23 protein-coding genes and 1 riboswitch are annotated in these 21412 nt (G+C 37.2%); of the genes, 13 read left to right on the top strand and 10 right to left on the bottom strand.

Annotated elements, in window-relative coordinates; genetic code table 11:
- Positions 1-94: 94 nt before the first annotated feature.
- From FB379_RS16050 to FB379_RS16040, 3 genes are read right to left on the bottom strand one after another with little or no spacing between them, the layout of a single operon-like run.
- Positions 95-922, bottom strand: a complete 828-nt coding sequence (locus tag FB379_RS16050) for a YihY/virulence factor BrkB family protein (protein ID WP_144598399.1) — start codon at positions 920-922, stop codon at positions 95-97.
- A gap of 29 nt (positions 923-951) precedes the next feature.
- Entirely contained in the window at positions 952-1275 is a 324-nt protein-coding gene (locus FB379_RS16045; protein ID WP_063386772.1) for a YtxH domain-containing protein, read from the bottom strand.
- A gap of 16 nt (positions 1276-1291) precedes the next feature.
- Entirely contained in the window at positions 1292-1765 is a 474-nt protein-coding gene (locus tag FB379_RS16040; protein ID WP_066247737.1) for a low molecular weight protein-tyrosine-phosphatase, read from the bottom strand.
- Positions 1766-1915: 150 nt separating this feature from the next.
- Here FB379_RS16040 and FB379_RS16035 point away from each other — a divergent pair, with 150 nt between their 5' ends.
- Entirely contained in the window at positions 1916-2146 is a 231-nt protein-coding gene (locus tag FB379_RS16035) for a DUF1128 domain-containing protein (RefSeq protein WP_063386774.1), read from the top strand.
- Between the two features lie 509 nt (positions 2147-2655).
- The gene (locus tag FB379_RS16030; RefSeq protein ID WP_063386775.1) at positions 2656-2838 is read left to right on the top strand and encodes a hypothetical protein; all 183 of its coding nucleotides are present in this window, start codon (positions 2656-2658) and stop codon (positions 2836-2838) included.
- Positions 2839-2879: 41 nt separating this feature from the next.
- On the opposite strand, the gene FB379_RS16025 is transcribed toward FB379_RS16030, so the two are convergent.
- The 3 genes from FB379_RS16025 to FB379_RS16015 form a co-directional block, all read right to left on the bottom strand.
- Positions 2880-3251 carry a DnaJ family domain-containing protein gene (locus FB379_RS16025; RefSeq protein ID WP_144598398.1) on the bottom strand — a complete coding sequence of 124 codons (372 nt, stop codon included), beginning with the start codon at positions 3249-3251 and terminating at the stop codon, positions 2880-2882.
- A 21-nt stretch (positions 3252-3272) separates the two neighbouring features.
- Positions 3273-3818 carry a DUF2179 domain-containing protein gene (locus FB379_RS16020; protein ID WP_063386777.1) on the bottom strand — a complete coding sequence of 182 codons (546 nt, stop codon included), beginning with the start codon at positions 3816-3818 and terminating at the stop codon, positions 3273-3275.
- A gap of 103 nt (positions 3819-3921) precedes the next feature.
- Positions 3922-5157 carry a DUF418 domain-containing protein gene (locus FB379_RS16015; protein ID WP_242009353.1) on the bottom strand — a complete coding sequence of 412 codons (1236 nt, stop codon included), beginning with the start codon at positions 5155-5157 and terminating at the stop codon, positions 3922-3924.
- Between the two features lie 162 nt (positions 5158-5319).
- A riboswitch (TPP riboswitch) is annotated at positions 5320-5423 on the top strand.
- Between the two features lie 69 nt (positions 5424-5492).
- Between FB379_RS16015 and thiT the strand changes: the two genes are divergently transcribed.
- A complete protein-coding gene (gene thiT, locus FB379_RS16010; protein ID WP_066247732.1) occupies positions 5493-6053 on the top strand; it encodes an energy-coupled thiamine transporter ThiT in 561 nt (186 codons plus the stop codon).
- A gap of 41 nt (positions 6054-6094) precedes the next feature.
- Here the strand turns inward: thiT and menC are convergent, their stop codons facing one another.
- Both menC and FB379_RS16000 read right to left on the bottom strand, forming a co-directional pair.
- Entirely contained in the window at positions 6095-7204 is a 1110-nt protein-coding gene (gene menC, locus FB379_RS16005; protein WP_066247766.1) for an o-succinylbenzoate synthase, read from the bottom strand.
- Between the two features lie 263 nt (positions 7205-7467).
- The gene (locus tag FB379_RS16000; protein WP_063386780.1) at positions 7468-8424 is read right to left on the bottom strand and encodes a carbon-nitrogen hydrolase family protein; all 957 of its coding nucleotides are present in this window, start codon (positions 8422-8424) and stop codon (positions 7468-7470) included.
- 858 nt (positions 8425-9282) lie between these two features.
- On the opposite strand from FB379_RS16000, the gene pdxR reads away from it, so the two are divergent.
- The 4 genes from pdxR (at position 9283) to FB379_RS15980 (ending at position 12329) form a co-directional block, all read left to right on the top strand.
- Positions 9283-10722: a MocR-like pyridoxine biosynthesis transcription factor PdxR gene (pdxR, locus tag FB379_RS15995; protein ID WP_144598397.1), complete on the top strand. Its 1440-nt coding sequence runs from the start codon at positions 9283-9285 to the stop codon at positions 10720-10722.
- 84 nt (positions 10723-10806) lie between these two features.
- A complete protein-coding gene (locus FB379_RS15990) occupies positions 10807-11055 on the top strand; it encodes a hypothetical protein (RefSeq protein ID WP_144598396.1) in 249 nt (82 codons plus the stop codon).
- A gap of 248 nt (positions 11056-11303) precedes the next feature.
- Positions 11304-12146 (top strand): SPFH domain-containing protein, encoded by an 843-nt coding sequence (locus FB379_RS15985; RefSeq protein WP_144598395.1) that lies wholly within the window; start codon positions 11304-11306, stop codon positions 12144-12146.
- Between the two features lie 15 nt (positions 12147-12161).
- Positions 12162-12329 carry a type II toxin-antitoxin system antitoxin gene (locus FB379_RS15980; RefSeq protein WP_065095528.1) on the top strand — a complete coding sequence of 56 codons (168 nt, stop codon included), beginning with the start codon at positions 12162-12164 and terminating at the stop codon, positions 12327-12329.
- A 169-nt stretch (positions 12330-12498) separates the two neighbouring features.
- Here FB379_RS15980 and FB379_RS15975 read toward each other — a convergent pair whose 3' ends face one another.
- Positions 12499-13554: an acyl-CoA dehydrogenase family protein gene (locus FB379_RS15975; RefSeq protein WP_144598394.1), complete on the bottom strand. Its 1056-nt coding sequence runs from the start codon at positions 13552-13554 to the stop codon at positions 12499-12501.
- Positions 13555-13940: 386 nt separating this feature from the next.
- Positions 13941-14474, bottom strand: coding sequence for a DUF4242 domain-containing protein (locus FB379_RS15970; RefSeq protein ID WP_066247720.1), 534 nt, complete (start codon positions 14472-14474; stop codon positions 13941-13943).
- 126 nt (positions 14475-14600) lie between these two features.
- Between FB379_RS15970 and FB379_RS15965 the strand changes: the two genes are divergently transcribed.
- From FB379_RS15965 to FB379_RS15940, 6 genes are all read left to right on the top strand, one after another.
- On the top strand, positions 14601-15047 hold the full coding sequence (locus FB379_RS15965; protein ID WP_066247718.1) for a winged helix-turn-helix transcriptional regulator: 447 nt from the start codon (positions 14601-14603) through the stop codon (positions 15045-15047).
- 637 nt (positions 15048-15684) lie between these two features.
- Entirely contained in the window at positions 15685-16476 is a 792-nt protein-coding gene (locus tag FB379_RS15960; protein WP_066247716.1) for an ABC transporter ATP-binding protein, read from the top strand.
- Between the two features lie 60 nt (positions 16477-16536).
- Complete coding sequence (locus FB379_RS15955; RefSeq protein ID WP_066247714.1) at positions 16537-17517, top strand: ABC transporter substrate-binding protein; 981 nt, start codon at positions 16537-16539, stop codon at positions 17515-17517.
- Positions 17518-17705: 188 nt separating this feature from the next.
- Positions 17706-18464 carry an ABC transporter permease gene (locus FB379_RS15950; protein WP_063386789.1) on the top strand — a complete coding sequence of 253 codons (759 nt, stop codon included), beginning with the start codon at positions 17706-17708 and terminating at the stop codon, positions 18462-18464.
- Between the two features lie 503 nt (positions 18465-18967).
- A complete protein-coding gene (locus FB379_RS15945; protein WP_242009352.1) occupies positions 18968-19570 on the top strand; it encodes a glycerol-3-phosphate responsive antiterminator in 603 nt (200 codons plus the stop codon).
- Between the two features lie 468 nt (positions 19571-20038).
- On the top strand, positions 20039-21352 hold the full coding sequence (locus FB379_RS15940) for an ABC transporter substrate-binding protein (protein ID WP_066247712.1): 1314 nt from the start codon (positions 20039-20041) through the stop codon (positions 21350-21352).
- Positions 21353-21412: the final 60 nt, after the last annotated feature.

Raw genomic sequence — 21412 nt, 5'->3', positions numbered from 1 at the left:
TTTGTTGGCACATCTATTCTAACCAAGGAATCGGGTTCATGTCTCCTTTTTTGTTTCGATGTAAATTTATGTTAGTGATTTTGCTCATCTACAGTTAATTATTGGAATCTTTTGATAAAATTGCATTGATCTCCCCGCCTAATATAATAATAACCGCGGAAAGATAAAACCAAATTAGAAGAATGATCACCCCGCCGAGGCTTCCATATGTCACGCTGAAATTCCCAAAATTTCCGACATAGTAAGAAAAAAGAAGAGAAACAACAATCCAGCCAACGGTAGCAAATAAAGCGCCTGGATATGCTTCAGAAATTTTCATCCGTTTATTTGGCGCAATAAAATACAGTCCTGTAAAAACGATGCACAAAATAACAGCACTTAATAACCATCTTATCGTATTCCATATCGTTAAAAACACTTCTGTAAATCCGAACGCCCGAAATATAAACAAGCCTATCTCTCTGCCAAACACCGGAAGCAGCAGTGCAACTAAAATGACTAAAATCATGGCAAAAGTCAACAAAATAGACATCAAGCGAGCTACAAGGAAATGACGGTTTTCTTCCACTTGATATGCTTTATTAAAAGCTCTGACAATCGCATTAATCCCATTTGAGGCGGACCAAATTGTTCCAATGACTCCGAACGACAAAAGGGTCACATTTTGAGTTTCAATAATATGCCTCACATTGTTTTCGATCAATTTCATTGTATTTCCCGGTGCATATTGTGCGACAAAATCAAGAACAACATCTGAAGAGAGGGGCAAATATGCAAGGAGATTCATTAAAAAAATAAGGAATGGAAAAAGAGACAAAAGAAAGAAGTAGGCTAACTCCGCAGCTAAACTTGATATTTCATCTTCTTTAAACCGTTTAAAAAGCTCTTTAGCGATTTGAAGAAGGTTGATGTGGTCATCCATCTTGGCACCTCATTTCAAACTAGTTTCTGTCAAAGGCGCTCCTTCCATTTCTCTTTTGCTTCTTTCATTATTTCCATTACTTTCGGTGTCGTTTCTTTTAATTCTTTCACTTTTTCAGAAACAAATTCAATATCTTCGATTGTTTGCTCGATTGTTCTTTTGACAGAGTTCATTTTTTCCTTTGTTTTATCAGCAATCTCCATCGGATTTTCTGCGCACTGCTTGATTTTGCTAAAAGCTGATCTGCTTTTGCTGATTACATCGTCCCTTGTTTTTTTATCCAATAAAGAAAGCGCTGCGCCTGCGATCGCTCCGATGAACAGCCCTTTTAACAATTTATTTTGCGATTTCATTTGACTTTCACCTCTTCTACGAAAGATGGTGTTCTTCTTTGATCTTCTGGAGCAGCCCTTTGCAGCCTTTGACAACCATGTCATAAACCTCTTCAAAGTTCCCAGTATAATACGGATCAGGGACGTCCAAAATATCAGCATCTGGTACGAAATCCATTAAACGACTGATTTCACCCGTATTGTTATATCCTGCCATCCGATGCAAATTTCCTAAGTTTTCTCCATCCATGGCAATAATATAATCAAAATCTGATAAATCATTCTTATGAATTTGACGTGCTTTTAAACCTTCATAAGAAATTTGGTAACGGTCTAATATTTCTCGAGTACCTCTATGCGGCGGGCTTCCTACATGCCAGCCTCCCGTTCCCGCTGAATCGACAAAAATTTTATCTTCCAAACCTTCCCGTTTAACTAAATCACGAAAAACCGCCTCAGCCATTGGCGAACGGCATATATTTCCTAAACAAACAAAAAGTACTTTTATCATTGCTGAAACCTCCTGAAACCATTGCTTCAATCGTTTTTTCATAAGCTGCAAAGAATAGTTTGGAAAGATCAATTTTTTTGATCATAATATTCAATCTTTCATAATACATGATACAATGAAACAAATAAAAAAACGAGAGGATGAAATCAATTGAATTTATGTGAAAAATCAGCAGAAAATATGGAATACATGATTAAAAAAATTACAGAAAAATTGAATATGATCAACATCAGTGCAGTTCAACCAACACATTTTAATGTAAATATGTATGAAGACCTAAAAGAAATTTATGACCATGTAATGAAAAAAAATACTTTCAGCCCCAGCGAAATGCAAGCAATTGCAGAGGAATTGGGGAACCTACGAAAGAGCACTCTTTAAGTGAATTGAGCTTTCTGCTGCTCGTTGCGAATGGGCTTGTGCAAATGACGGCAATAAGTGTTTAACTTAGCGATGTTGAAGTGTTGTGAAAACTCGCAGCTGCTGTCCTCATCAGCTTGCTTCAGTTGATTTGTTATATGTGGTTCTATACGCTTCTCAAAACGATGTTCGAGTCACATTAGGAACCGCCCAATCTGCCATCCATCAGAGGTTTAGCTTGGATTCTAAAGCAGGCGAATCGTGTACGCGCTCCATTTTCATCATTCTCTTTTTTCTTTTGCAGGAGAAAAATAAAGATAGACCTCCTTGTTGTTTAGATGCCAGATTTCAGAAGAAATCGTTTTTACTTTAAAGCAGCTTTATAAATTCAGTATAAGCTGCTTTTTGTATAATAACTTTTTGTCAAAACGGTGTCTATTTTTTGAACAAAATGTGAATTTTTTGTTTCGTTTTTGTGACAAATGATTTATAATAAAAGAAAACGTTTTCTTTGTTTGGGGGTCAAAAAAATGGTCGTGACACTTATGAAATATTTTTATTTATTCGTTGCTCTCTTCTGTTTATTGTCTGGAATTTTGGTCGGTTTTGCAAAGGAGCTTCCGCTTTCGGTGATAGTCATTTTCTTAGGCTTTTTCAATCTTGCTTTATATTATGTCTTCCATAGAGAAGCCTTGAAAAAACAGCAAATTTAAAAGAATGGCGAAAATAAAGGCACCATTCTTTTTCGAAAACGTCAAATAAGCTTTTTATAAACTTTATCTTTATAAAATTGAGATGCAGATGTGTTGAATATATTCCTTTTCTTCACGATTCGTTCCAATGCTAATTGTTTTTCCGACAGCTTTTGTTGTAATTTTTTCCTTTCTGCTTCATCTTCACAGCATTTTAGTAAATCTTGAATAGTTAATTGTTCCTTTTTCAAGTCATTTTCTTGATCGACCATACCGGCGTTTCTCAAAAGACGATAAGCCATTCGGAGTTCTTCCGGAATATCAGACAAATCGTCATGCGGGAGAGGCTTCCCCATCCCGGGAAGTTCTTTAAACTCTCCCTCTTCATATGCCTTTTTGATCCGATCCTCAGCAATTTGTGCAAATATATCCACGCTTCATCCTCCCTTCGACCGTTATGTTCGTTCTTTTTCTAAACGCTTTACCCGCTTTTTCATCGCTTTTGTTAAATATCCGCCTTTAAAAGAACGAATTTCATATGAGCTTAAAAACGCTTTTGGTTCTATTTCATTGACAAGTTTTAAAAATTCTTCCTCCCGAGACCGTTTGGCAACAACTTCCAAACGATACCTAATCGAATTCATTCCTTCTCCTTGAAAGACCGTAACCCCAAAACCAGCCTCCCTCAATTTTTTGACTAATCCGGAATTTTTATCCATTAAATTCACATTGTATGTTACATATCCAAAAGCCAGCTTTTTCTCCAGTTCACCGCCCAACAACAGCCCTGCACCAAAACCGATAATATATGCACTAATATTGTAAATATTAGATAAATCTTGAAAAACTATTCCTAAAGCGACAATATAAATCGCTGCTTCTAGCAAACCTATACCAGCAGCAGCCTTTGTTTGATTTTTCACTAACAAAATAGTTCGGATCGTCAATACTGGTACATACAATAATTGCAGCAAAAAAATAAAAATTGCTTGTAGAAACATGTTGCCTAGACACTCCTTTGTTCCATCATACTATAAATTATTTTCAAAAAGAAAGAGCTATCATAAACTCAAAATCTGAGATTTGAAACTACATTTTTACAATTCATCTTGATCTGTTATTATGCTTCGAAACTTCCTTTTTCATGCGAATAGGCTGGCGCTTGAAATACATCGCTGTTCTCCATACCCACTCCAACGGCCCTAATTGAAAATATTTAAACCAAATATGGCTGATGATAAGCTGCACGGCAAAAATTGCGAGTGCAAGCCAAAAACCGGCGAAGGGGTATACTTTACCGTACAATCCCAATCCGTAATGATAAAAAATATATGTACAAATAACAGATTGCATGATGTAATTTGTCAATGACATGCGTCCAACAGGCGCAATCTTCTTAACAATTTGCCGACAGATTGGGTGAAAATATAAAAATATGAGAGAGATCACATAAAACAACATGAGAAATGGTGCACCGAACACCATGTAAAAACTATTTTTAGCGGTGACCGCAAAAATATTTAACGGAAGCCCAATGATAAGCCCGAAAAACCAGATGGCTGTTAATAACCTTCGATGCTTCTCCGGTTCTTGAAAAAGCTTTTGTTTCGCAAATATCATGCCAACTAAAAACATGCTGATATATGGGAGCATGTTTATTATATAGACAAGCGGTTGAAAAGGCCACATGCCAGACATAGACATGTAAAAAAGCCGATCATGAATACGCTGATGGAAAATATCAGTAAAACTTCCGTTTTGATATGAATGGATTGCGTTTCTTGCCTCCTCTTCCAGTAAGGCAGCCTGCTCTCTTTTTTGGACTAAAGCATCCTCACCATTGGATACAGCCGTCATCAAACCAATAAGGAGCAAATATAAACTAAATAAACATACAGTCCATACCAAAAGGGTTTTCCAGGAACACTTCCGGAAAAAAAGGAGAAGAAACCCCAGCACAGCATAATCCATTAAAATGTCTCCATCCCAGATGAAAAATGAATGAATTAGTCCAAATACAAAAAGCACCACCAGTCTGCGTATATATATAGAAACAAAGTTCCTGCCGTTTCCTAAAGCCCGTTCCTCCATGATGATGATTCCAAATCCGAACAATAATGAGAACATTGTAATAAACTTCATTTGTACAAATATTTCCAAAATATTTTTCGTTAGAAAATCCCATGTTCTCCATGTTTCAGTAAAAAAATTTTCGCTGCCTATTTGGTATAAATATACATCTGGATAGCTGAAATGCGCCATATTCACAAGTAAAATGCCAAATATCGCAGCCCCCCGCACCACATCCACTACTTCATAACGCTCACGTTTAAGATTCAAACCAAAACCCCCATTCTGAAAAAAGTTCTTATTGTTAACGCCCTTTTTTCATTACTTTTTGTCCAAAGGCTGCATTTCAGCTTAAATTTATTTGAATATAGCGAAAAAAGAATGACAATTTTCTTATAGTCTATTATGATAGACATAAGATTCGAATATCAACAGATCCACAAGGGGAGCTATATGCTGAGAGTGGACGGATATTTCGTCCAGACCCTTTGAACCTGTTAGTTAATGCTAGCGTAGGGATGTGGAAGTATACTGATCCATGATACAGCCTTTTTCCCCCTTATGGATATTTGTTGATAGCAAATAATATACAGGGGGTTTTATTTTTGGAAAAAAATCGCTTATTACTATTAATAGAAGCAGCAATCTTTGCAGCATTGGCAGTTATACTTGATCTTCTCCCTTCCATTCAATTATCATCAGCCATTTCTATATCCATTGCCATGGTGCCTGTACTCATATTATCGTTTCGATCCGGTGCAAAGATTGGCTTCATTTCCGGCTTTTTATGGGGATTATTGCAAATTGTATTAGGTGATGCATACATCCTGACGCCTGTTCAAGGCTTCATCGACTATTTTCTAGCTTTTTCCTTTATCGGTTTAGCCGGTCTTTTCAGCAAAACTATCCAAAATAAGCTGAAAGATGGAAAGAAAAGCTCTGCTCTTGTTTTCATCATCTTTGGCGTCTTCATCGGAGCTTTTGCACGTTATTTTTGGCATTTTATCAGCGGTGTCTTTTTCTTCGGAGAATATGCACCAGAAGGAATGTCAGCGGTCGTTTATTCTTTGATCGTAAACGGCATTACGATGATAGGAGCCTTTGTATTATGCGCTGTCGTTACTGTTATTCTCATTATGGCGGCGCCAAGATTGGTTGTAAAATAAATAAAATAGTCCTCTGCAAAACATGCAGAGGATGATTTTGTTTATAGGGTAAATACTTTCGTTTCAACAGTGTATTTTTTTAATTTTTCACGGCTTACATGAAAACCGATCCCCGGGTTATCAGGCAAGGCAATTTTTCCATTATAAACCGATATTTCCGGTTCAATAATATCTTCTTCCCAATACTTAGATGAACTGGATATATCTCCTGGCAGTGTGAATTGTTCAAGTGTCGCTAAGGCTATATTATGGGCCCGTCCAATCCCTGATTCAAGCATCCCTCCGCACCAAACTGGAACATTTTGCTCTTTGCAAAAATCATGGATTTTTTTTGCTTCTGTCAAACCGCCAACACGGCCGATTTTTATATTCATAATTTTGCAGCTTCGAAGTTCAACAGCCTTTCGAGCATCTTCGAAGGAACAAATACTTTCATCTAAACAGATCGGTGTGTCCAATTCTTTTTGAAGTTTGCTATGATCCACAATATCATCGTGCGCAAGAGGCTGCTCAATCATCATTAATTGAAACTCATCCAATTGTTTTAGATGATTTATATCTTTTAATGTATAGGCACTGTTCGCATCAGCCATTAAATCCAAGTTCGGAAAATGCTTCCGTATTTCCTTAACTACTTCAATATCCCAACCGGGTTTAATCTTTATTTTTACTCTCTTGTATCCTTCCTCCTGATATTGTTCAATAAGACTGATTAAATCTTTTATTGTCGGCTGAATACCGATGCTCACCCCAGCTTCAACTTCTTTTTTCATTCCCCCGAGAGCTTGTGAAAGAGGTATATTTTGCTGTTTTGCATATAGATCCCACACGGCACCTTCCAAAGCCGCTTTTGCCATATAATTTCTGCGAATAAAACGAAACGATTCAGCCAACTCACGAGGATGATGAAACGACGTCTTTGATAAAATCGGAATGAGGAAATCTTCGATCATGTGCACAGTTGTTTTCACGGTTTCTTCTGTATACCATGGAGTGGAAAAAGCAACCCCTTCTCCAAAACCGGCTGCACCATCATCATCCTTTACTTCTACGATCAACAATTCGCGATCGTGAATGTCTCCATAGCTAGTAGAAAATGGGGCTTTCAAACGCATCTGTAATATATGCAAAACAATTTTCTTAATTTTTATCAATTAAGAGCATCTCCTTTTTTAAACAAGCTCTCAGCTAAGTTCGACAAAATCATTCCCATTCGCCAGAGGGCTCGATATTTCCCGGAAAATATTTCTTAAAATAGCGAATCCACTCGAACGTTTGTTTTACACTAATTATAAAATAAACGCTTTCTTAATGTAAAGGAGCAAGGGATTTCTTTATTTCCCTTATTGTTTATTGAACTGTAAAATCTCAAATAAATAATGAGATAATCGTAGAAACGAGTCTCATCATGAGATTAATTTTTCCACTCAATAGTTGTCTTCTTCTCTTTGTTGACTAGCAATTTAAAAACATCAGGTCTTGCATAATGCCCAACAGGATCAAAATCAAACTGGCTATAGGCGATTTGTTTCATATCCAGTTCTGCAATGATGATGTCTTCCTTGCCAAATACGGGCTCTGCCACATATTCGCCCAACGGTCCAACAATCGCGCTACCACCTCTGCTCATTACTTCAGGTGAAGAAGCAAGTTCATCATAACAAGCCAAATCTTTCGGATACATATCTTTTGTCACATATTGATTGGCAGACAAAACAAAGCATCTCCCCTCCAAAGCAATGTGGCGGATTGTTGACTGCCAAGTTTCCCTTGCATCAGCCGTTGGGGCAATATAAATTTGAATTCCTTGTGCATACATCGCAGCCCTTGCTAACGGCATATAATTTTCCCAGCAGATTAGCGCCCCTATTCTTCCATAAGGGGTGTCAAACACTGGTAATGTGCTTCCATCCCCTTCCCCCCAAACAATCCGTTCTGCTGCAGTCGGTTTTAATTTGCGGTGTTTTCCTAACAACTGTCCGTCAGAATCGAAAAATAAAACAGAACAGTAAAGAGTCCCGCCGCTAAATTCATTATCCCTTTCTGTAACGCCTATCACAAGGTAGACACCTGCTTTTCGAGCCGCTTCGCCCAGTTGTTCCGTCGTTTCGTCCGGAACAGCTACAGAATTGCTCCAGTATCTATACCAATCCTTCCTCCCTTCAGCCGAACGGCTCCCAATCGTTGTACCGAAAGATAAGCCTCTAGGATAAGCGGGAATAAAAGCTTCAGGAAATACAACAATCTTTGCTCCTTTTTCAGCAGCTTGATGTATGAGGCTAACCGCCTTTTTTGTCGTGGCGTCCCGGTCCATAATAACAGATGAGGCTTGTATAACAGCAACTTTAACCTTTTGTGCTCTGTTCGACATATTCTTCCCCTCCATCAAATTGAAAAATCTAAAGCCATCTTAAATGCCGAAGCTCATGAACCTTCAAAGTCAATAACCTTCGGAAGTTGCCCCCTATTCATCTTCCATAAAAAAATCTGCACAGGAAGGAAAACACTTTGAATAATCCTCTTTTTAAGCATAGAAGGGCCGGCCCATGTATTAGAGTTCAAAATAATTGGATTATGTTTTTCCATGAGAGCTTTTCATGTGATATCTCATCTGAAGTAATTTAATGATAATTTCTTAGCATGCTCCTTTGTACAATACAGCTGTGGCTGAGTGTCGAACTAACTATCAACACTTAATTCTATAGAAGCATTAAGCGTAAAATATGAGAAACGGTTTGAATTGGAGTATATTATTCATAATAAAAATGTTCAAAAATTTTTGGACCATCCAATCAAAGACTTTGTCAATCATCCAATTTCAATACTGCAACAGCCATTTATCCAAGACGAACCATAAAGTGAAATAAATTTGCCGAAAATCGCACATCTATTTTAAGGGTTTTCAACTTCAAGTAAAGAAAAAATCGGGCAGGACAGCTTTAAGCATTGCGTCCATATTACAAAAGATAATGATTTTTCAGCAGCGTTCAAATCATGTGCTAAAAACTCCAAGTTAAAATAAAAGTGGATGGGTAAAATGTTACTGAATTGGATGGGCATTATTCTTTCATCTAGCGTTATAATTAATGTTTGAACAGGTTCAAATTTTGATGGATATAACAACATTTTCGATTATGTTCAATAGAAACATTCTATAGATAAATAACAAAGAACCTGATTAACTTGCCATATAGCAGGAAGTGCCAAGCAAATCTAAAGGGTGAAGCATATGGACTGGAAACCGGATCGAAATGCAAAAAAGCCTATATATAAACAGTTGGCCGAATATATTGAAAACGGAATTGCGGATGGCACATTTCCCCCTGATAAACCGCTGCCTTCTGAACGGTTTTTGGCCAATAAGCTGCAAATAAACAGAAGCACAGTTGTGGCTGCATATGACGAATTAGAATCAAACGGACTTATCGAGAGAAAGAGAGGAAGCGGAACAACAATCAGCAAAGATATATGGGGCATGACAAAGAAGCGTGTACCAAGCTGGAATCGGTATATTGAGGCAGGATCGTTCTTGCCGAATTTACCTGTGACCCAGAGAATACGCAAAGAGATGGAAGAGCATAAACTAATCAATTTAGCTAGCGGTGAATTGTCGGAAGATCTTTTTCCAATCGACTCCTTGCGAGAAATCATTTCGACAAGGTCATTTATCGGAAGCCTAGGATATGATCATCCTCAAGGGAATGAGATATTAAGAAAAACTATCACAAAGCATGTGAAACGATATCGGAGAATTGAGACAAATCCGTCTTCCATTCTCATCACATCAGGAGCGCAGCAAGCTTTATATTTAATCGTCCAATGCTTATTAAAGCCGGGTGATGCGATAGCATTAGAAGAGCCTTCGTATTATTACAGTCTCCCGGTCTTTAAATCAACCGGAATTAGACCTTTCTATTTACCAGTTGACAAAGACGGTATAAACCCGGATGATTTGCTTCTATTGCATAAAAAACATCGAATCAGGATGATCTTTTTAAATCCTGCTTTCCAAAATCCATCAGGCGCTTTCCTTCATAAAAACCGGCGGGAAAAAATATTGGAAATATCGTCTGAGTATGGAATACCGATTGTTGAAGACGATCCTTACAGTTTAACGTCCTTTAATGGGGGAGAGACCTACCCGCTAAAATCAATGGATGAGCATGGAAATGTCTTATATATCAGCTCATTGTCAAAAATTGTTGCTTCTGGTTTGCGAATTGGTTGGGTTATTGGACCAAAGCCTGTGATTGAAAGATTGTCTGATGCCAAACAGCAAGTGGATTTCGGTCATGCCAGCTTTACTCAATGGATTGCCAATGATTTTCTGGAATCTGACGACTTCGATGCCCATATCAACTGCTTAGTCAAACGGCTCGAAAACAGAAGGGATCAAATTGTCAAAAGCCTTCGATTCTACTTAAAAGACGATGTTGATTTTTATATCCCACAAGGAGGCATTCATTTATGGTGCAAAATAAAGAAAGACTTTAATGAGATCCAGCTGCTAGAAGAGTCGATCAAGCGCGGGGTTATTTATGTTCCGGGCTCAACGCTTGGATCAAGTACAAAATATGTCCGTTTTACCTTCGCAAGAGAAAATGAAGAAAATATAAATGAAGGAATAAAAAGATTTGCTGATGCATTTTATAATATTCAGCATAAATAAATTTCTATTTTCAGGTGATTATCAAGCAAGGACATTAACGAATCAATTCTCTACCACAATGTAAAGAGACAGGGAGATGGTTTTATGTATAGTATGTTATTGACCGTAGGCATTATTATTTGTATACTTGCACTCATTTTAACTGCGTTTATCGGAAAAGAAGTAGGAAACAAAATAGAAACATATAAAGCGATCGGGAACAGTCCCCATGATGAACTTGCAAGGTCAAGGGAATATGAAACAAGCTCCTTTCGCAATGTTCGCTCGTTGACATGGATTTATACCTTATTGTTTATTGTCATCCTCATTGTATGTCTTATTTTTCTGTTTTAATGCTAAAGAAACGAACCTATGCAAACAATAATGAACTAAATATATTTAAACCTAAATCCTCGACTAACCCTTGCTAACGAATGACGTTTAGCATGGTTGTTAGTTGAGGTTTTTTATTTTGGTTTTCATTGAATTTTCATAGCTCCAAAAACGTTTTTCGCCAAAATTTTTTGACAATATACATTTACATTTATTTCAAAAAGTGATATCATTTTAATATAAAAATAATATGAGAGGGGCAATGAAAGTTGAAAGAAAAAAAGGCATGGTTTATTGACGGGTTTATTGGAATTGTACTAATCGTTGCACTTTTGCTCGGAGCAGCTTTTACATTTATCCAGGAGTTTATTGTTCTTGCAATTGTATTGGTTGTTCTTGCCGCACTGCTTGGAAGCGGTCTTACCATTGTACAGCCGAATCAAGCAAACGTTGTCATTTTCTTCGGACGTTATTTAGGAAGCATTCGGAAAAGTGGCCTTGCCTTAACGGTTCCATTAACTATTAGACAAAAGGTGTCCCTTCGCGTTCGAAATTTTAACAGCAAAAAGCTAAAAGTAAACGATGTGGAAGGGAATCCGATTGAAATTGCTTCGGTCATCGTCTTTAAAGTAATCGATTCCGCAAAAGCAACTTTTGATGTGGATGATTATGAAGAATTCGTGGAAATCCAAAGCGAGGCTGCCATTCGTCATGTAGCAACGAAATATCCTTACGATACGTTTGATGACCACAATATTACATTAAGAGGCAACGCCGATGTTGTTTCAAAAGAGCTGGCAGATGAATTGCAAGAACGGTTGAACGTCGCTGGAGTTGAAGTAATAGAAGCTAGACTGACTCATTTAGCTTACTCGACTGAAATTGCCAGCGCCATGCTTCAGCGCCAGCAGGCAGCCGCCGTTTTATCTGCGAGAAAAAAGATTGTCGAAGGAGCCGTCAGTATGGCCCAAATGGCTGTCGAGCAGCTGGCTAGCGACGGAACGATTGAGCTTGATGAAGAAAGAAAGGTTAACATGGTGAATAATTTAATGGTTGCGATCATCTCCGATCGCGGCACCCAGCCGGTCATAAATACCGGAAGTCTATATTAATGGTTGTGTCGCACCATGGCAAAAAAGAAAAATTTCCCTTTAAGAATCGATCCTGAATTGTATGCCGTTATTGAACGTTGGGCGCAAGAGGAATTCCGCAGCGTCAATTCCCATATTGAATTTTTATTGCGGGACGCTGCTCGACGCGAAGGAAGGTTAAAGAAAAAAAAGGAGAAAGAATAAAACATCGATCATCTTTTCCGCAAGTCGAAAATTGGCTGCTGACTTCCTTCAGATCTTGGCGCCCTAGACACCCTTGTCTTAAACAAAATACTGCTGCTTTAAAGCTTGGCGAATGTACAGATGCCCAGCACATACAAAAAATCCCTTATGGAGAACCATGAGGGATTTTTTATGAGTGAAGAACTTTTTCTAAATGTTTCACTGTTGGTGTTAAATTAGCAAAGAAATACGCTTCGCGGAGTCTGCGGGAAGGTGCACTATGCATGAGATATCCGGCGCTTCCGTGATGAAGCATGTTTGCCTGTACAGCTTCAAGTGTTAAATAAGCAGCTTCCAAACGTATCCTTGCAATTTCTTTCCAGTCGAGTCTTTGACCGCTGAACAATGCATGAATGTCATCTTGAATTTTGCGCTCTTGTGTTTTCAATTGACCCGGCTGTATTTTTAAAAAGCTGTTGCAGCCATTTTGTTTATTAATAACCTTTTCAATGGAGGCGATGGAAGATCGTATAACACCTAAACCAAGAGGTATTTGATATAAAATGAAAACCGGGCGGATTTTCTCCACAAAAAGATCCGCATCGTCAGATACAACCCACTCATTCGGGACAAAAACATCTTGAAAAGTACAAGAATATGTTGCGCTTCCATTTAAACCTAGAAAATCATTTTTTTCCTTTAATATTAATCCTTCCGCATTGCTCGGAATAAAGCACATGATTCGTTTGTGTTCATCCACCTCAGCAATCACACCGAACCAATGATTGTCACCTAGATTGGATACATTCGGTAAAACACCTGAAAGTATATAACCATCTTCTTTAGGTTTTGCCTTTAAGTGCAATTTTTCAAGTCCTGCATAATATTTCATCGGATTCGATAAGCCTGTTGCACCTAAAATTTTTCCATTCTCCAGCAAAGGGAGCAATTTATTTTTTAATGAAAGATTGTTGGAATTTCGTACATAAGTTAAAGCAGCCAGATGGCACCATAGACAAAATGCAGTCGTCATACACCATTTTGCTGTTTCTTCTACCACTTTCATTTCCTGTAAAATATATTCCTTTTGCGACTTATGATTCGTAGAGAAAAATCCAGCTTTCCCTAGCTCCCGCAAATATTGCTCCTGGTAAAAACCTTCCGCATCAATTTTTTTCACATATGGTTTCAATTCTTTTTCAATTAACTGCTCCAACGTTTCAACTTTTTCGTCCAAACTATTCATTTCATTCATCACCCGCGTTCATAATGTCCGAAATCAGGCATTCCAATTATTATTAAATAAATAATTCCTACGTGTTTAGTTGGTTTAAAGTCATTTTATTATATTAGGTTCAAAAAATCAATCTTTATTTTGCCGCCCCTTCTATTTTTTTGATAAAGATGAACCTGTATATGTATTTCAAAAGAGCTTTGCAAAAAAAAGACAATAAACCAATGCTTGGTTTATTACAACTTCCTGAAAGTAGCCGGCATCCGCCAGCTACTTTCAGATAAAAATCGAAAAAATATAAAAGCAAGTGGAGAGAAACGCATTGTTTTTCTCCACTTGCTTCATTTTAGAGATTTATCGGACAGCCCTGCCTCTTAAAAAAAGGTTATTAAAATTTATTATTTATCTGCCAATATTTCCGTAATGGAGTCAATTGGTGTTTTTACTGCGTTGCGAGCACGCTTAACAGCCTCTTCATCTGGTGCATCGTAGAAGCAAAGGCATTTTGTCATATCTTCACAAACATAAGTTCTCGAAAATGTTACTTCAGGAACTTCTTGATAATGTACAGAGTTTTTCTTCTTTCTCTCCAAATATTGTTCCATTGTCAAATCTTCTGGTAAATTCCATTCAACCAAATAATTGACAACTTCATTATTTTTCTTTACATCTTCGAGTTCTTTTCCAACAAGACGTACTTGTTTTACTAGATGAATAGGTATATGAATATCTTTTAACGTTTCAGTGGCAGCTTTTTGATTTTCTGCTTCAACAATAAAGAATGCGCGTGAGAAATCCTTTGATACTTGAAGTTCAATTAATGATGCCTGATTTTCGTTTAATTTTCCTTGAAGCTCTGAAACTTTTTGATCTAATTCCTCTTTTGCTGATACAATACCATTTAAGGATGATTCAATTAAGTATAGCGCCATATTTTTATCCCCCACTTTTTTATTATCATAAAGTCATTTTAATATACTTAGTTCAAAAAATCAACTTAATCACTTTTAAATTATTTTATGTTAAAATGGATTGTAACAAATGGAGGAGATTAGTTTATGAAAATAAGATATGATATCCCTTGCAACATCGCGCAATCACTTAATATCATTGGAGATCGTTGGACACTGTTAATTATTCATGAAATTTTAAACGGAAATGCACTTTTTAATGAAATTAAAAAAGCTTTACCGGGAATTTCTTCTAATTTGCTTTCGGAACGTCTCAGATATTTAGAAGAAGAAGGCCTCGTTCAATCAGAGCTTTATTCACAGCATCCACCTCGATACCGCTATGTATTAACACAAAGCGGAAAAGATTTAGAGCATGTTTTCAATGCACTTATTATTTGGGGAAGCAAACATTTAAAAAAATGTTATAAAAAACTGATTGACCCGGCTACAGGTGATGAGGTGGACATTGCCTATTATTCCAAAAAAACAGGCGAACTTGTCCAAAATGTTGAAGTTATTTCTATTGAAAGTGAGCTTCAAAATATTAAATAAAAATGCTGTCAGGTCCTCTAAGACTAGTTTAAGGATAGGCGTGCTGGAAGCTCCGGCAATTGCCTTTCAGGAGGAGTTTTTCCACGCGTCTAGCCTCTTAGATACCAATTTTTACATTAATTCATTTCCCTTTGTCTAACGAATACGAAGTCCATATTATAAATCCCCTATTCCAGGTTATCATCATTCCGTTGTTCTCCTTTTTCAACACCTTCCGTAAAATCCAGTATGCTTGAATCACCTACCTATTCTTAAAGCATCACTTTAAAAATCCCGCTTACAGCTTTAAATGTTTTCCTGCCTCCGGCTTCAAAAATGCCATCCGCAAACGTCCATCATAATAAAAATCTATAAAAACGCAATGACTAAGCTTATCCTCATTGAACTCCCATCACTTCTTCTACAAAACGTCCAGATACATCGGTGCAAACCGCTCACAATCAAAATAACACGATTCATTCTCAAAAATTAAAATCATTGATACCAAAAAATATTTTCTATATATAGTTGAAAAAACTAACAAAGTATAATAAAATGATCTACAAATATTAAAACTTACTATTCTTATAAGAATTATTTTGTTAATGAATTAACCAAATATTAATGAAAATCCGACGACTAAGAGGCGGTGTAATGAATGGATTCTCAGCAGTCTACAATTATTAAAGTTGAAAATTTGAGCAAGAGCTTCACAAATAAAAATAAAAAAATACACGTTCTAGACAATATTTCACTAGAAATAAAGCAAGGTGAAATCATCTCCATATTAGGAGAAAGCGGCTGCGGGAAAAGCACTTTTTTAAATATTATCGGCGGCTTTGAAAAGGCGGATAGCGGTCAAGTTTTGCTTGATGGGAATGTGGTGAATCAGCCGAATCGCAAATGCATAATGCTGTTTCAAGACTATGGACTGCTCCCATGGCGAACAGTGCTTAAAAATGTAGAATTGGGGCTGGAAGGTCTCAAGCTTCATCCTGCAGAACGAAAGGAAAGAGCGTTACATTACTTGGCATTGGTTGGTCTAAAAGGAAAAGAAGATTTGTTTCCTCATGAACTTTCTGGAGGAATGCAGCAAAGAGCTGGAATTGCCAGAGCACTTGCACTGAAGCCAGAATTAATTTTAATGGATGAACCGTTTGCAGCATTGGACACGTTTAATCGTTATTATTTGCAGGATGAACTGCTTCGCATCCAGCAAAAGGAAAAAACAACTATTATTTTAGTTACCCACGATATTGATGAAGCAATCTATTTATCAGACCGGATTCTCATTATGCATCCAAATCCCGGTCATATTCACAGGGAGATCAAGATCGCTCTCTCGAAGCCTCGAGACCGAAGCCATTCTGATTTTCAGTATTATCGAAAAATCATTTTTGAAGAATTCCACTTTAACCATCCTAATGTAACAACGGAGTATTATATCTAATTTTTCAAAGCAAGCTCACATTGTATATAAAAAAATAAAAATAGGAAAAGGGGAAATTAGATGAAAAGGATTATTCAATCTGGACTGTTTCTATTAGTTATATCAGTATTGTTATTGACAATGGCTGCTTGTGGGGCAAACGGAAGCGATAATACTTCCGAAAGCGGCAAAGATGGAAAAAGAACAATCAAGATCGGGTATTTGCCGATTACTCATGCAGTACCTCTGTTTATCGAGAAGGAATTAGAAAAATATGAAAAATTCAATCTGGAACTCGTGAAATTTGGTTCGTGGCCTGAGCTTGTAGACGCCTTAAACACAGGCAATATTGACGGAGCTTCCATGCTTGTTACTTTGGCTATGAAGGCAAAAGAGCAAGGCATTGATTTAAAAGCTGTCGCATTAGGACATCGAGATGGGAACGTACTTGTCGTAGCAAATGATATTAATAGTGTTAAAGACTTAAAGGGGAAAAATTTTGCTATTCCACACAAATTCTCCACTCACAATATTTTGCTTTATCAAATGTTAAAACAAAACGGATTAAAGTACGATGATGTAAAGGCTGTCGAGATGCCTCCAGCAGAAATGCCGGCAGCTTTATCTGAGGGCAGAATTGCTGGATACGTCGTTGCAGAACCTTTTGGTGCAGCTTCCGTATCGATCGGAAAGGGCAAGGTACTATTTCAAGATAATGAAATTTGGCAAAATTCCATTGACTGTGCACTAGTACTGCGCGGTGAATTTATCGAAAAGGAAAAAGAGATTGCTCAGGATTTTGTTAATTATTACTTAAAAGCTGGTGAGGTAGCAGAGCACAAGGATGAGCAAACAATTGAAATGTCCTCCAAATATATGAAAGCGGACAAAGAAGTAATGGATTTATCTTTTAAATGGATTGCTTATGACGATTTAATCATTCATGAAAAAGACTATAAAGAATTAACGAAAAACTTGATTGAGATGGGCTTACAAAAAAATCCGCCATCTTATGAAGAATTTGTAGATCATTCGCTAATAGACAATGCAAAGCTTCCATAAGGGGGATTCCTATTCCTCTCACTCATTTTGAGCAAACCGAAAGATGGACGCGAATTTATGGTTAAGCAGGTACTAGGCATGTTGAACAACAGAAGCCCTAATGATGGAAGGATACTGGAATGACAGTTCCGCATGGTTGATGATGCATAAATTCACCAATTAATTTGAGAAAAAAGAGAAGTGATAGGATGATTAAATATAAGAATTTCATAAATGTCATCATTGGTTTTGCTATCTTGATTACCTTGTGGCAGTTAATTATTTTCATTGGAAAATATGATTCAGCACTTTTCCCTTCACCCATTCAAGTATGGGATGGAATACTTTCGCTTATTAAAGATGGTACACTGTTCGAACATTTTCAAGTGAGTATCATGCGATTTTTGGCTGGATATCTTTCTGCCGTTGTATTAGCGATCATTTTAGGACTTATTTTTGGCAGAATTCCACTATTATGGGGAGTGATTGACCCAATTATCCAAGTATTGCGGCCTGTTTCGCCAATCGCATGGTCGCCGTTTATTGTACTTTGGTTTGGGATTGGCAATATGCCGGCAATAGTAATTATTTTTATTGCTGCCTTCTTTCCTGTTTTGCTATCGACAGTATCTGCTGTAAAGAACGTTGATAAAACTTATTTGAAAGTGGCGCAAAATTTCGAGATTAAAAAATTCGAGCTATTGCGCAAAATCATTTTTCCTGCCACATTCCCTTATATTGCGAACGGGCTTCATATAGCTGTAGGTACAGCTTGGATTTTTCTTGTAGCAGGAGAGATGGTTGGAACGCAGTCAGGACTTGGTTATTTAGTTGTCGACGCCAGAAATTCCATGAGGCTTGATTTAGTCATGGCTGCTATACTATTTATCGGCGTATCCGGGCTGCTTCTCGATAAAGCGGTCGGACTTATTGAAAACTGGATTAATCGTATTTGGGGAAGAGCATAATCGCTGTGCACGGCAAACTTTCCTGTTTCAAGGGATATCTCAGCCCTACAAGTTGAAAGTGCTTTTCCAACTAATCATCTAGTTGCCTATATTAATTTTTCAGAGGATAGTATGTTCATGATAAGAGCATACATCCTCTTTTTTATACACATCTTTCTTATTTGGAACCAGTCTCTCCAGCGACTTTAGAAAACGGCAAAAATAATTCGGCTATTAAAAATAATCTTTCATGCAAAATCATGCTAGATGTAAATCTTTTGTAAAGCAAAATTTACAATGAATTAGCTTTCGCACAATATTTGCTTAATATTTGTTTTTTATATTTCTTTTAAAAGCTTTTGATCCTCTGCCCCCATCCAAAGAGCAAGCATATTCTGCCCAACAAGATGTTTCGCGCAATCCAAAATATAACAAACGTTTGCCAATCGAATTGCTTTTATAACAAAATACTTTGTTAAATCTTGAGAGCAGATTCGGAATTTTAAAAGAAAGGAAATTTAGCTGTGGCAAAAAGCAATGCAGGAACAATTTTGTTGGAAAGATTAAAAAAACATAAAATGGTAGCAGCTATTAAAGAACCGAAATATATTGAGAAAGCGATCAAGAATAAAGAACATTTAAGTGCTGTCTTACTAATGACAGGAACCATTTTAACGGTAAAAAGATATGTTGATTTCATCCAGTCTGAAGGGCTCCCCGTCATATTGCATGTTGAAAAAATAGGCGGTCTGGAAATGGATGGCGATGGAATTGACTTTGTAAAAAAGAATGTCCAGCCAACGGCGATCGTTACAACGAGGAACGGCATAATAAAAAAGGCAAAATCAAGCGGTTTATTTGTTATTCAGCGAATCTTTTTAATTGACACGGAAGTTTATCATAATTTAGTGAAGGATGCGGATCAAATCCGCTCAGATATAATAGAAATTATGCCGTGCCGTGCGCCGGATTTTTTAAAGAAATTCACAAAGGTTTCGCAAGTTCCCGTTATAACAGGAGGGCTGTTGACTTTGCCTGAACATGCGAAGGAAGCGATAAATAATGGCGCACTCGCTGTAACGACGTCCAACTCAAAATTGTGGGAAATGGATATAAATAAATTTTAAAAGAGAATTTACATATGATTTATACTAGATTAACAATTATCATCTATATTAAAAGTAACAAGTGAATAATTACTGGTGCAAATAGAGAGACCTCAAATTTAATGTATATGAAATAGATATATACATTATATTTGGAGTCTCTTTTTTTGTTATGCAAGCAATTGGAGGTGATTCGACATCATTTAATAGATTTGTCAGGTCGGGAGATGAAAAGCATTTACACCAAAATATTAATGGCAAACGATCTGCCAACCTGTCATTGGCATAACGATGAAAAATAGCTTTATCTGTAATTGAAGACAGCTTGTAGAAGCCGCTTGCTCGAACACGGACGGTGATAGCCAGTCAAAGGCAACACGATTTGTTAACTGATTCATGTAAAGAATTTTCTAAATAGGCGAAATGTCACGACAGTTTGAAGATCCCTTTCATTAATTACGCTCAAACAATTTGGTGAGGAGGAATATAATGAAATCATTTGTAAAATTGATTTGCGCATTTACATTAGTATTTATGTTAGCAGCTTGTAACAACACGAGCAAGCAGGCAGCCAATGACTCTCCTTCTAAATCAGAGGACGGCAACAAAAAAACTGTTATCGAATACTGGCACGTAAATGCTGAAACTCAAGGCGGAAAAACAGTAGAAGAGTTAGTGAAGGAATTTAATGCACAAAGTGATACTGTAGAAGTCGTAGCCAAATACAACCCGGACATGTATAAAGGGTTGATGCAAAATTTACAGGCTGAAGTAGCTGCGGGCAATTCACCAGCAGTTGTACAAGTAGGATGGGCATTTTTAGACTACTTCTCAAATAATTTTCATTATGTGCCGCCGCAAGAAATAATAGATAAATATTTTCCAGAAGATAAAACATTTTTAAAAGATCATTTCTTAAAAAATGTTTTGGATTTAGCGAAAAATTCGGATGGTGAACAAGTCGGGATTCCATATTCGTTAAGCAATCCAGTCCTCTATATTAATCGAGACCTTTTACGAAAAGCTGGTTTAGATGAAAATGGGCCAAAAACGTGGGAAGAGGTAAGAGAATTTTCCAAAATAATAAAAGAGAAAACAGGAAAATATGGGTTTTATTTGCAGGAGCCGGCAGATAACTGGGCTACACAAGCTTTATTAGAAAGCAACGGAGCCAAAATGATTACGGACGGAAAAGCAACATTTGCTTCAAAAGAAGGAATTGAAGCGTATCAACTATGGGCTGATATGGTGTTAAAAGATAAAACAGCCTTGCATTTGCCTTGGGATCAAGGTGTACAAAGCTTTATCGATGGCAATGTCGCCATGGTCTATACAACGATTGCCCAACGTTCGCATATCCAAGCGAATGCCAAATTTGACGTAGCGGCAATCAAATCGCCAGCATGGGAAGGAAAAGAAGTAAGACTGCCGGCAGGTGGCGCAATGCTGGCTATTACAGCAAAAGATGAAGATCAGCAAAAAGCAGCATGGGAATTCATGAAATTTCTTTATAGCGTTGAATCAATGGCTAAATGGACAGAAGGAACAGGTTATGTGCCTCCACGTAAAGATGTTGCAGAAGCAGAAAATGGACTTAAATCATTTTTAGAAGAAAATGAAATGATGAAGCCTGCCATAGAACAAATGGACAAGATTGTTCCTTGGGCATCATTCCCTGGAGACGCCGGTTTACAAGCAGAGCAATTATTAATAGATGTACGCGACGAAATTCTTACAGGAAAAGTGTCAGTAGAAGAAGGTTTAAAATCAACGGAAAAATCCATCAACGAATTGTTAAAGTAAAAGGAAATGTCTACAAAGGGTGACTAACATTTATAACAATTTTTCAAAAAAACTTCCTTT

Origin of the sequence: Aeribacillus composti (assembly GCF_007827555.1) — a bacterium.
GTDB classification, from domain to species: Bacteria; Bacillota; Bacilli; order Bacillales; family Aeribacillaceae; genus Aeribacillus; species Aeribacillus composti.
This window is presented reverse-complemented; position numbering and strand designations above follow the sequence as displayed.

Coding starts and splice junctions, on each gene's coding strand:
- FB379_RS15955 (WP_066247714.1), top strand. CDS start 16,537: ATGAAAAGGATTATTCAATCTGGACTGTTTCTATTAGTTATATCAGTA.
- FB379_RS16045 (WP_063386772.1), bottom strand. CDS start 1,275: ATGAAATCGCAAAATAAATTGTTAAAAGGGCTGTTCATCGGAGCGATC.
- FB379_RS15940 (WP_066247712.1), top strand. CDS start 20,039: ATGAAATCATTTGTAAAATTGATTTGCGCATTTACATTAGTATTTATG.
- FB379_RS15980 (WP_065095528.1), top strand. CDS start 12,162: ATGGCAAAAAAGAAAAATTTCCCTTTAAGAATCGATCCTGAATTGTAT.
- FB379_RS15990 (WP_144598396.1), top strand. CDS start 10,807: ATGTATAGTATGTTATTGACCGTAGGCATTATTATTTGTATACTTGCA.
- FB379_RS16040 (WP_066247737.1), bottom strand. CDS start 1,765: ATGATAAAAGTACTTTTTGTTTGTTTAGGAAATATATGCCGTTCGCCA.
- pdxR (WP_144598397.1), top strand. CDS start 9,283: ATGGACTGGAAACCGGATCGAAATGCAAAAAAGCCTATATATAAACAG.
- FB379_RS16050 (WP_144598399.1), bottom strand. CDS start 922: ATGGATGACCACATCAACCTTCTTCAAATCGCTAAAGAGCTTTTTAAA.
- FB379_RS15970 (WP_066247720.1), bottom strand. CDS start 14,474: ATGGCGCTATACTTAATTGAATCATCCTTAAATGGTATTGTATCAGCA.
- FB379_RS15960 (WP_066247716.1), top strand. CDS start 15,685: ATGGATTCTCAGCAGTCTACAATTATTAAAGTTGAAAATTTGAGCAAG.
- FB379_RS15965 (WP_066247718.1), top strand. CDS start 14,601: ATGAAAATAAGATATGATATCCCTTGCAACATCGCGCAATCACTTAAT.
- FB379_RS16000 (WP_063386780.1), bottom strand. CDS start 8,424: ATGTCGAACAGAGCACAAAAGGTTAAAGTTGCTGTTATACAAGCCTCA.
- FB379_RS16020 (WP_063386777.1), bottom strand. CDS start 3,818: ATGTTTCTACAAGCAATTTTTATTTTTTTGCTGCAATTATTGTATGTA.
- FB379_RS16030 (WP_063386775.1), top strand. CDS start 2,656: ATGGTCGTGACACTTATGAAATATTTTTATTTATTCGTTGCTCTCTTC.
- FB379_RS15950 (WP_063386789.1), top strand. CDS start 17,706: ATGATTAAATATAAGAATTTCATAAATGTCATCATTGGTTTTGCTATC.
- FB379_RS15975 (WP_144598394.1), bottom strand. CDS start 13,554: ATGAATAGTTTGGACGAAAAAGTTGAAACGTTGGAGCAGTTAATTGAA.